The sequence below is a fragment of the Gordonia sp. NPDC003429 genome, from assembly GCF_053588575.1.
Genome location: NZ_JBSFQF010000034.1, coordinates 1 through 10,615, shown reverse-complemented (window position 1 = coordinate 10,615; position 10,615 = coordinate 1). Strand labels below are relative to the sequence as shown.

Sequence of the window (10,615 nt, the reverse complement as noted above, 5' to 3'; positions counted from 1 at the left end):
GGCTTCCGCAACCTCAACCACTACATCTTGCGGTCACTCATCCACTCCGGCCAACTCGCAGAACGACTGCATGCACTCTGAATCCGGAAGAGCCAGCAAACCGGCTACCCCGGCAACTCGCGAACCTCATGCGCCCATCACTGCTGGTCATAGACGAGGTCGGATACCTCGCCCTCGACCGCGACGAAGCCAACATGTTCTTCCAACTGATCAGCCGCAGATACGAGAAAGGCTCCACGATCATCACCAGCAACAAGCACTTCACCGAATGGGGAACCGTCCTCGGCGACGACGTCCTGGCCACCGCCATCCTCGACCGACTCCTGCACCACTGCGACGTCCTGGCCATCAACGGACCCAGCTACCGACTCAAAGACCGGCAAGGACTTGTCACACCCAACGACACACCTGCATCATGAAAACGCCGGACACCGACACATCAGGTCGTACACAGACCGACACATGAGGTCGTCCACCGATAGCAAGCGCAGAAACTGATTCCCGACGACGAGTCGGCCGAACGTCGTATCCGGAGAATCCTCGCGACGTTCGTGGGTATCGGCTACCTGGTCTACGGCATCATGTGCCTCTCACTCATCGTCGCGTCCGTACCGACCGTGGCCACATGGTGGCTCGCGGTTGCCGTGCCCGCGACCGTCGGCACCGGAGTGCTCCTGATCCCGGTGGGATTGCGTGGGACCATGCGGCAGATACAGATCACCGCAGCAGTTGCGGTGATCAGCTACCTCGTTGCGATCGCGCTGTGGTGGCCCGCCCGGACGGGTGACTACCTCGATACCAAACAGGCCGTCTGGATCGCCCAGTTCGCCGGGCTGCCCGCCATCGCCGCAGTGATCGCCTTCAGTACCGTGGCCGGGTTCGTGGCGCTCGCCGTTCTGATTGTCGGTACCAACCTGATCGACCATGCCGCCCATGCGCCGGGCGTCACCGGATCGCTGATCGGTCACATCGCCTGGGGCTATGCGTTCTCGATGGTGTTCGTCGGCACCGCAGGCATGGGCATCAGGGCAGCAAGGCTTTTCGACGACACCAGGACCGAGACTTTCGAAAAGGCCGTGCTGGCGGCTGCCGTTCGGGCGCGCGCCGACGAGCGCAGCAGGTTCGACGCCTTCACCCACGACAGCGTGATGTCGACCCTTCTCGTCGCCGCGCGTCGCGGGTCGTCACCGGAGTTGGCCGACGACGCGCGAAGTGCGCTGTCCACCATCGCGACTCCGGCAAGTGCCGTCGACGATGACCGGGTTGATCTCGCGGGCCTGCTCGATGAGCTGCATACGGCTGCGGGCATGGACCTCACGTCGGACGCCGACGTGCGCAGCGCCGATCTGACCTTCCCAAGGATTCTGGTCGGAGCGCTGTGCGGAGCTACCGCGGAGGCTGTCCGCAACAGTCGTCGACATGGCGGAACCCTTGTTCCCGTGGAGATTTCGGTAGAAGCCACGGCGGCATCGCTGTCCGTCACCATTCGTGACAGCGGTCCGGGGTTCGATCCGGATCGCGTGGACCCGAGCCGGCTCGGAATCGCACTGAGTATCCGGGACCGTATGGAACGCGCTGGTGGATGGGCGACGGTGTCCTCGTCGCCGGGACATGGCACGACGGTGATGCTCGGATGGCACGAGTAGGGTCGCGCGGCGTCGAGGATCGCGCACAGGACATTCTCGACCTCATCGGAACACGAAGCCACTGGGCATGGTTGGTGACAGTGGCCTACGTCGTGGCGATGTTCGCGGTTGTCGCCACCACGACAGGCCAACCCACCCGTCCCTGGCCGCCGGTCGTTGCTGCCGTGCTGCTCTCGCTCGCGGCCGTCGCCGTGATCTGGGTACCGGGTGATCCGTTGCCGCTGATGGTCACATGTGGGCTCGCGGTCGCGTGTCCGCTGGCCTGCTTCCTGGTCCTGATGGTCACCCCGGAAGCCGCTGCCGGGTCGATCCTTGCAGGTTGGGCGCACGGCGGACCGGTCGCGGTGTACTGCTTCATGACGGTGCGCGGGCGGTACGTCGCGGCGTGGGCGAGCCTGCTCGTCACATCGGTGGTGGTGGTTCGCTGGGGCGTGAGTGTCGGCCTGTCACTGCCGGTCTCGATCAGTCTCTGTTTCACCGACGTAGCACCGCTGGTGATGGCAGTGTTCTTCGCGTACGCCGTCCGGCGTGACCTGCTCGCCGTCTTCGGCCTGCGCAAGGAGTCGGCACATCGGATCGGGGCAATCTCCGCCGACATCGCTGCCGCCGATGAACGTGCCCGCCAGATGCGAACACTCGACCGGCTGGCTCATCCGCTGCTGGAGCGAATCACGGAGCGGGAGAGCTTATCCCACGCCGAACGCATGGAGTGCGCCCTCCTCGAGGCGCACCTCCGCGACCGCATCAGGGCGCGTCTGATGTGCGAGCTCGGCCTCGACGACGTGGTCGACCGCGCACGACGCCGCGGCGTCGAGGTGGTGCTGCTCGACGACTCCACGAGCTGGGTCGATGCCGACACCGACGCCGCGTCCGTTCCGGCCATCGAGATACTCCTCGACGCTGCGACGGCGACGCTCGACGAAGCGTCGGACGGTCAGGTGTTCGTCCGCGTCGCCGCTCCCGGTCGCGAGATCGCCGGCTCGGTACTGCACCGCAGATCCGACGGGTCGACGGTCCGGATCGAGGTAATGCCGGATGGTGGCGTCTCTTCGGTGGGTTAGTCAGACTCACGCATCGCAGCCGAGGACGGCTGCCTTCGTCAATCCGCCGTACTGATAGGCGAATTGAAAGCCCCAGTACTCGATAGACGTGGGGTAATCCCTGGGAACACTCCGCATCACGACATCGCCGGAGAAACACTGGCCGAAGATGTATCGGGCTCGCACCATGTGAAAGCGCCAGCTGATCACGATGACCGAATGCCAGTTACGTTTTCGTGCAAGCTGTTCCACGTACATCGCTTCACCACGCGTGGTCGACGGATCTGGTGCGAAGCAGATGACCTCGACGGTGGACGTGCTTGATCCACACACCCGCTGCATCAGCGAGTTCGCCGCTTGGGTGTTGTACTGTTCGCCGAGATAGGGATTGGACACGACGACGGTTCGCGCGTACCCCTCCCGCGCCAACGTCAGGCCATAATCCTCTCGCCCGTCGTGTTCGCCACCGAGTACGACGATCGCATCGACGTGACGCAATGAGTCCTGATGTTCGCGATAGAAGAGCTGATAACCCAGGCCCCAGTAGGTTGCCACGATCAGGACCAAAACCAGAACCACGGAAATCAGGATGCGGCGCCACCGACGGCGCCGGCGGGTCCGTCCGGCCCCGGCACCCGAGCTATCGGCGGCACCGATGTCAGGAGTCTCCACGGATGGGCCGTCTGCCATGAGGTCGATTGTTCCAGCAGGGCGTCCCGCCCGAGACGTGAGCAGATGGGGCGTTCACCACAGCCGTCGGCGACAAGACCCGCAAACAACATTCTGCGTACGCGTTGTCTTGGACATCACTGGTTAAGGTACGCGAGGGCAACGCCGTGACTTGCGACTAGTTGTAGGTTAATTATGGCATGTGTCACTTTATTCGGATATTTGAGTGTGGGGAGGAATGACTTGTAGTCTGATCGATCCACTCTGCCATTTCGAGTTGCGGGGGGTGGCAGGTCGCCATATCCTCATTTACAGCGATCGAAGATGATCACTCGCGCAATGGAATTGATTGAGTCAGCGTGAAGAATTCAACAATTTGATTGCATGGCCCGGTTTGATTGAAGGTCCCTCGGACTGGCCTCAGAATAAGAGGCAATTCCAATGACGTCGGGAATCCCGGGAATTAATTCCACCGATTGTAGTCTTTGGGGGGCACAGTGGCAGTCCCGATGGGTCGCGGTGACACCACCGTTCGGCGGTTGGCCTACCGCCGCGCCCGCGCCGTTCCGCGCAGTCCGCATGACTGGCAGCGCCGACTGGCCCACAAGCTCGAGATCTCGGACCTTGCCGTTATCGCGCTGAGTATCGCACTGGCGCAGTCGGTCAGGTTCGGTACCAGCTTCCTCTACCCCGTCGGTCAACTCGATTCGTCGGTGGTGGCGGCGTCGCTTGCCATGGCCGTGGCATGGTGGCTTTGCCTCAGGGTGGCACAGTCCTACGACCGTCGCGTCTTGGGGAGCGGTGTCGCGGAGTTCACACGGGTCGTTCGGGGTTGTTTCATCTTTTTCGGGGGGTATGCAGTTGCCGCTCTTCTCCTGAACATCTCTATCGCGCGTGGCTTTCTCGCGGTCGCGATTCCGCTGGGCACTCTGGGCCTTCTGCTCGAACGGAAGTTGTGGCGGCAGTGGCTCAAACGATCACGCGCCAAGGGCAAGAACCTTCACGAGGTCCTGGTCGTCGGCGGCAAGTCCTCATCGGCTCATCTGGTCCGTCGCCTGCGCAAGCATCCCGAGTTGGGATTCAACGTGTCCGGGATCTGTACACCCACCGGCCCTCGCGGTGGCTGGGTGGAAACCGACAGCGCCCTTGATGACGACGTCGACATTCCGGTGGTAGGCGTGTTCGAGAACATCCGGGACGCGGTGGAATCTTCCCGAGCTACGGTGGTCGCGGTCACCTCCGCCGATGCCCTCGGTCCGGCCGCCATGCGAGAACTGTCGTGGGAGCTCGAGGGCATGAACGTCGGTCTGCTGGTGGCGCCGGCGCTGCTCGATGTCGCCGGACCGCGTTTGCTTGTCAGCCCGCAGGGGGGACTACCGCTCCTCCACGTCGACAAGCCGAGGTACGAGGGAGCGACGCGCGTACTTCGGCACGCGTTCGACAAGTCGGTCGCCCTGGTCGCGCTGGTCATGTTGATGCCGGTTCTGCTCGCATGTGCTATCGCGATCAAGCTGGACACCAGGGGGCCGGTCTTCTATCGGGGTGAACGAGTCGGGTTGAACAACAATCCGTTCCGGATGTGGAAGTTTCGATCGATGGTCGCAGATGCCGATCAGCTGCGAACCCAGCTTGCCGCGGTGGACGAGGGCAACGGGGTCTTGTTCAAAATGCGCGAAGATCCGCGCGTGACCCGGGTGGGTCGCATCCTTCGCCGCTACAGCCTTGACGAACTCCCCCAGCTGCTCAATGTGCTCGACGGGAGTATGAGCCTGGTGGGTCCGCGTCCGCCGCTGCGGGAAGAGGTCGAGACCTACGATCACATCGTCATTCGCCGCATGCTGGTGCGACCGGGAATGACCGGCTTGTGGCAGGTGTCCGGCCGGAGCGACCTCTCGTGGGAGGAAACGGTACAGCTGGATCTGTCCTACGTCGAAAACTGGTCGCTTCTAGGTGATCTCGTGATCCTGTGGCGAACGGCCAAGGCAGTGCTCTCCAAGGATGGTGCGTATTAGCACCACAGTCCATGTGCCGGTCGGCACCCCCTCGTCAGTTCGTCATGAAGGAGCAAATGTGAAGCGAGCCCTCATCACCGGGATCACGGGCCAGGACGGGTCATACTTGGCAGAATTGCTGCTGTCCAAGGGTTACGAGGTCCACGGACTCATTCGGCGATCGTCGACGTTCAACACCACTCGAATCGATCACCTCTATGCGGACCCCCACGAATCGGGGGTTCGTCTATTCCTGCACTATGGCGATCTCAGTGACGGTGCACGTTTGGTGACTCTGCTGAGCACGATAGAGCCCGACGAGGTGTACAACCTTGCGGCACAGTCGCATGTGCGGGTCAGCTTCGACGAGCCTGAGCACACTGCCGATACCACAGGTATCGGCAGTGTCCGGTTGCTCGAGGCAGTCCGGTTGGCCGGCATACACTGCCGCTACTACCAGGCCTCGAGCTCGGAGATGTTCGGCGCCTCGCCACCACCTCAGAACGAGGACACGGTGTTCTATCCTCGGTCCCCGTATGGTGCCGCCAAGGTGTATTCCTACTGGATAACCAGAAACTATCGCGAGGCCTACGACCTATTCGCGGTCAACGGAATCCTGTTCAATCACGAATCCCCACGCCGCGGAGAGACGTTCGTGACGCGTAAGATCACGCGTGCGGTCGCCCGGATCAAGGCAGGTCTCGAACAGCATGTGTACATGGGAAACCTCGACGCCATTCGTGACTGGGGCTACGCACCGGAGTACGTCGAGGGAATGTGGCGAATGCTGCAGGCCGACGAACCCGCCGACTATGTGCTCGCGACCGGAGTGCCGTGCACCGTCCGTGAGTTCCTCCAAACCGCATTCGAACATGCGGATCTGGACTGGCAGGAGCATGTTCGGTTCGACGAGCGCTACTTGCGCCCGACCGAGGTCGATGCACTGATCGGCGACCCCAGTACCGCCGAGTCGCGGTTGGGATGGAAGGCGTCAGTGGCCCCAGACGAATTGGCGCGGATCATGGTGGACGCTGATATTGCCGCTCTCGAATGTGCCGGCAAGCCGTGGATCGACACACCCGCGTTGCCCGCGTGGAGCTGACCATGAGCGAACTCGTGCCGGCGCCACTCGATCGATCATCCCGCGTCTTCATCGCCGGGCATCGGGGCCTGGCCGGGTCCGCCTTGTGGCGGGCCTTCGCGGGGGCTGGGTTCGGAGATCTGATCGGACGCAGCCACTCTGAACTCGACCTGCGCGACCGCGACGCCACGTTCGCGTTCTTCCGTGACGCTCGTCCGGACGTAGTTGTCCTCGCCGCCGCGAAGGTGGGGGGCATCATGGCGAACAGCACGCGTCCGGTCGACTTCTTGTCCGACAACTTGCGGATTCAGGTCAACGTGCTCGACGCGGCGCTCGAGTACCAGGTTCCCCGGCTGCTGTTTCTCGGGTCATCCTGCATTTACCCGAAGTTCGCTCCCCAGCCGATCCCCGAGGATGCGTTGCTGACCGGGCTCCTCGAGCCCACCAACGATGCCTACGCCATCGCGAAGATCGCAGGCATACTGCAGATCCAGTCGGTACGCAAACAGTATGGACTGTCCTGGATTTCGGCTATGCCCACGAATCTGTACGGGCCGGGGGACAACTTCTCGCCGACCGGGTCCCATGTTCTCCCTGCGCTCATCCGCCGCTATGACGAGGCCCGGTCAGCGGGGCAGCAAGCGGTCACCAACTGGGGCTCTGGCACACCGCGCCGAGAGTTTCTGCACGTCGACGACATGGCCGACGCGTGCCTGTATCTCCTCGAGCACTACGACGGCCCGACTCAGGTCAATGTGGGCACGGGCGTGGACCACACCATCCGCGAGATCGCGCACATGGTCGCGGATGCGGTTGGGTATACAGGTGAAACGCTCTGGGACACAACCAAACCAGACGGCACTCCTCGCAAACTCCTCGACGTCGGCACGTTGACGACCAGCGGATGGCGACCGCAGATCCCGTTGGCGGAGGGTATCGCGGATACGGTTACCTGGTACCGGGCCAACCTGGCGGGACTGCGGTCATGACCGGTGTGGTTGAGGGTTCGGGCGCTGCAGAGGCGTTGGCGGAAGGCGACCAGGTGGTCGACGTGAACCACCGATCGTGGTCGCTGAGGGACTTCACCGGCCGTGGCTATGACAAGGGCAGGCCGTTCTCAATCCAGGCGCTGTGGATGCTCATCCGATCGCCACTGTCTCGATGGTGGGTGCCCAACCGAGTCCGCATCGGTGTGCTGCGTGCGTTCGGCGCCAGGATCGGGAAGGGAACGCTGATCCGGCACGATGTGCGGATCCACTGGCCGTGGAAGCTCGAGATCGGCGATGACACCTGGATCGGCGAACGTGCCTGGATTCTCAACCTCGAGCCGGTGATCATCGGCTCGAACACTTGTATATCGCAGGATGTGTTGCTGTGCACGGGAAGTCACGATCGCAAATCTTCGTCGTTCGAGTTCGACAATGGGGCCATCGTCGTGGACGACTCGGTTTGGGTGGCGATCCGTGCCACCGTGCTACGCGGCGTGACGCTCGGTGAGGGAGCCGTGATCGGTGCCACCGCGCTTGTCACAAGGGATGTACCACCGCGCGTTGTCGTCCTGGCCCCGTTGGCTACGGAACGGGTGGATCAGTGAGAATCCTGATCATCGGCATCAACTATGCGCCCGAGGTGACCGGAATCGCGCCGTATACAACGCAATTGGCCGAAGGTCTAGTCGAGCGTGGACATCGCGTGACGGTCTTCACCGGCATGCCGCACTATCCCGAATGGAAGGTCGCCGCTGCCTACGAGGGTCGGTCGGAGGCCTGGGAACACATTCGGGGCGTTCGTATCCGGCGCTTCTCGCATCACGTCTCGGCCGGCGGCACGCTGGCCGGGCGCACACGACTTGAGGTGAGCTTCGGGCGACGTGCCGTGAGCGCGCACTGGGGAAACCCGGATCTGGTCATCACGGTGACCCCTCCGCTCATGGCTTCGGCAATGATCGTTGCCAGGGCGCGCGCCCAGCGGATACCGGTGGGAACCATCGTCCAGGATCTCTACGGCCGCGGCGTGGAGGAAACCGGCGGGGGAGGAGCTCTCGCGAAGGGTGCCCTGGCTTTCGAATCGGCGGTACTCCGCGGTGCCGATGGCGTCTCGGTCATTCACCGTCATTTTCGGGACTCGGTGATCGACATGGGTGTGCAGCCCGATGCAGTCAGCGTGAATCGAAACTGGTCGCATCTGCGTGAACCGGATGCGCGGTCGAGAGAAGAAGTCGCTTCGATCCGGCATAAGCACGGATGGAGCGACGACGAATGCGTCGTTCTGCACACCGGTAACATGGGCCTCAAGCAGGGTTTGCACTCTGTGGTCGAAGCGGCTCAGCACGCCGAGGCTGCTGGCAAGCCTCTCAGATTCGTTCTCGTCGGCAACGGCAATCAGCGTGCCGCGCTCGAAGCCGCAAGTGTCGGAATCGAGCGGCTGCAGTTCATCGATCCGCTGCCCGACGCCGAATACTCCGACGTCCTGGCGGCCGCTGACATGCTCCTGGTGAACGAGCTTCCGGGACTACGCGGGATGGCCGTACCGAGCAAGCTCACCACTTACTTTGCCGCCGGACGCCCGGTGTTGGCCGCGGTGGCGGGCGACGGGGTCAGCGCAGACGAGGTGCGTTCCTCAGGGGCGGGGGTGGTGGTCGCTCCCGGTGAACCACAACAGCTGGTCACCGAGGCCTTGGCGTTGGCGAACGACTCACAACGATGCGAGATGCTCGCGGCGCAGGGCCCGATCTACGCGAACCGGGAGCTCGGCCAGAAGGCCGGTATCGATGCCTATGAACAGTGGTGTGCCGGCCTGGTGGCGAAGAGTTCTGCTGCTTTGGAGACAACCGCGGGTGGTCGGTAGCGCGAGGTGAACAAGTTCCGCATGTTGTCGGGAACACTCGACCAGATCTTCTCCAGTGTCGGCAATGGATTGATCCTTTTCGGCCTCGCAGTTGTGTGCTCAACAGACGATTTCGGTCGGATCTCGTTGATGTTCACACTGGTTGCCGCCGCGATCGGTGTCCTACGGGGAGCGTTGGGAACACCACTGATGCTGACCGCCGGTAAGCCAGTCGTGATGATTCGGCTCAATGGCGCGTATGCGATGGCTGCCTCAATCCCCGTAGGGGTTGTCGTTGGAGTTGTGCTGCTCACCTACGGCTTGTCCGCACATGTGGCAGCGGAGGCATGGCTCCTTGCCATTGCGTTGCCTTTTGTGCTGATGCAGGACGTGGCTCGATATGTGGCGATCACGGCGGGAAGGGCGCACGTGGCGGCCGTGTGGGACGGCGTTTGGTGCATCGCGTGCCTCGTGTTCTTGGTTCTTGCCTGGGCTCAATCGTCGTGGCTCACGTCGGTATGGCTGGTCGGCGGGTGGGTGGCTTTCGCGTTGCTCGCACTGGCCGGACTGATAGTGAACCTCTCTGTGGTGCCACGCTTTCGAGGGATGAGGCCATGGCTTCTCGACGGCGTCGGACATCGGCTTCGCTATGGCATCGACGCCGGCCTACAGCAAGTCATGGTCTTCGTGATCCTGGTAATCGCCGCGACGTTTATCGACAACGCTGCAGCGGCAGCCCTCCGGGGTGCGACGGCGATCTTGGCGCCACTGGCGATCGTCGCGAGCGCGATCCCGCTGCTCGTCATCCCCGAGTCGGCGCGAAACCATCAGTCGCCGAGTGAAACGTGGAGATCGTTGAAGACCATAGCGATCTACACGTCGGTTATCGCTCTGGCCTCCGGCATCATTTTGCGGTTCCTTCCCGGCTGGTTGGGATCACTTGCTCTCGGCGACACCTTCGAGGCCACCCGAGGGGTCGTTCTGTTCATAGCCGCCCAGTACGCGGTGAGTTCCTGGCTGGTAGTGCTCGCCATCCACCTCAAGGCTCAGAACAAATCTGCAGAAGCGCTACTGGTCAATGGTGTGTTCGTAGCGATCACACTGATCGCAATCGGGGTGGCGGTCGCGGTTCCCGGTACCGCCCAGGCAGTAGCAACCGCCTTCTTGTTTGCCACGCTCATCAGTACCATCATCGGGCTCTCCTGGTACCAACCGTGGAACGCTCGACGTTACGAACCGGCCGAGGACGTCGTGGTGAAGGCCGGTCGCCACTCCCGCTGACGCTGTGGACCGACGCCAACGCCGCGAGGCACCCCACTGTGTAATAGAGATAGCGGTCGGTGATCGGATTCTCTACCATCC

At 62.7% G+C, this 10,615-nt stretch carries 10 protein-coding genes; 9 read left to right on the top strand and 1 reads right to left on the bottom strand.

The window, feature by feature from the left end:
• The first annotated feature begins 77 nt into the window (after positions 1 to 77).
• From ACWDSI_RS20110 to ACWDSI_RS20100, 3 genes are all read left to right on the top strand, one after another.
• The gene (locus tag ACWDSI_RS20110; RefSeq protein ID WP_449748885.1) at positions 78 to 419 is read left to right on the top strand and encodes an ATP-binding protein; all 342 of its coding nucleotides are present in this window, start codon (positions 78 to 80) and stop codon (positions 417 to 419) included.
• Positions 420 to 551: 132 nt separating this feature from the next.
• Entirely contained in the window at positions 552 to 1,646 is a 1,095-nt protein-coding gene (locus ACWDSI_RS20105) for a sensor histidine kinase (protein WP_449748884.1), read from the top strand.
• The gene (locus ACWDSI_RS20100) at positions 1,634 to 2,707 is read left to right on the top strand and encodes a hypothetical protein (protein WP_449757637.1); all 1,074 of its coding nucleotides are present in this window, start codon (positions 1,634 to 1,636) and stop codon (positions 2,705 to 2,707) included. Before ACWDSI_RS20105 ends, ACWDSI_RS20100 begins: the two co-directional genes overlap by 13 nt.
• A 6-nt stretch (positions 2,708 to 2,713) precedes the next feature.
• Here ACWDSI_RS20100 and ACWDSI_RS20095 read toward each other — a convergent pair whose 3' ends face one another.
• Positions 2,714 to 3,376, bottom strand: coding sequence for a YdcF family protein (locus tag ACWDSI_RS20095; protein WP_449757636.1), 663 nt, complete (start codon positions 3,374 to 3,376; stop codon positions 2,714 to 2,716).
• Between the two features lie 518 nt (positions 3,377 to 3,894).
• Here ACWDSI_RS20095 and ACWDSI_RS20090 point away from each other — a divergent pair.
• Genes ACWDSI_RS20090 through ACWDSI_RS20065 form a run of 6 tightly spaced genes read left to right on the top strand, consistent with a single transcriptional unit; the run spans position 3,895 to position 10,534 of the window.
• Positions 3,895 to 5,367: a sugar transferase gene (locus tag ACWDSI_RS20090; protein ID WP_449757635.1), complete on the top strand. Its 1,473-nt coding sequence runs from the start codon at positions 3,895 to 3,897 to the stop codon at positions 5,365 to 5,367.
• Positions 5,368 to 5,425: 58 nt separating this feature from the next.
• Positions 5,426 to 6,448 carry a GDP-mannose 4,6-dehydratase gene (gene gmd, locus ACWDSI_RS20085; RefSeq protein ID WP_449748879.1) on the top strand — a complete coding sequence of 341 codons (1,023 nt, stop codon included), beginning with the start codon at positions 5,426 to 5,428 and terminating at the stop codon, positions 6,446 to 6,448.
• Positions 6,449 to 6,450: 2 nt separating this feature from the next.
• A complete protein-coding gene (locus tag ACWDSI_RS20080; protein WP_449757634.1) occupies positions 6,451 to 7,416 on the top strand; it encodes a GDP-L-fucose synthase family protein in 966 nt (321 codons plus the stop codon).
• Positions 7,413 to 8,021, top strand: coding sequence for a putative colanic acid biosynthesis acetyltransferase (locus tag ACWDSI_RS20075; RefSeq protein ID WP_449757633.1), 609 nt, complete (start codon positions 7,413 to 7,415; stop codon positions 8,019 to 8,021). Before ACWDSI_RS20080 ends, ACWDSI_RS20075 begins: the two co-directional genes overlap by 4 nt.
• Entirely contained in the window at positions 8,018 to 9,274 is a 1,257-nt protein-coding gene (locus tag ACWDSI_RS20070) for a glycosyltransferase family 4 protein (RefSeq protein WP_449757632.1), read from the top strand. Before ACWDSI_RS20075 ends, ACWDSI_RS20070 begins: the two co-directional genes overlap by 4 nt.
• A gap of 6 nt (positions 9,275 to 9,280) precedes the next feature.
• Positions 9,281 to 10,534, top strand: coding sequence for a hypothetical protein (locus ACWDSI_RS20065; protein ID WP_449757631.1), 1,254 nt, complete (start codon positions 9,281 to 9,283; stop codon positions 10,532 to 10,534).
• The last annotated feature ends 81 nt before the right edge of the window (positions 10,535 to 10,615 follow it).

What these genes read in the sequence shown, in the direction of transcription:
- ACWDSI_RS20100 (WP_449757637.1), top strand. Translation starts at nt 1,634, where the DNA reads ATGGCACGAGTAGGGTCGCGCGGCGTCGAGGATCGCGCACAGGACATT.
- ACWDSI_RS20095 (WP_449757636.1), bottom strand. Translation starts at nt 3,376, where the DNA reads ATGGCAGACGGCCCATCCGTGGAGACTCCTGACATCGGTGCCGCCGAT.
- ACWDSI_RS20080 (WP_449757634.1), top strand. Translation starts at nt 6,451, where the DNA reads ATGAGCGAACTCGTGCCGGCGCCACTCGATCGATCATCCCGCGTCTTC.
- ACWDSI_RS20075 (WP_449757633.1), top strand. Translation starts at nt 7,413, where the DNA reads ATGACCGGTGTGGTTGAGGGTTCGGGCGCTGCAGAGGCGTTGGCGGAA.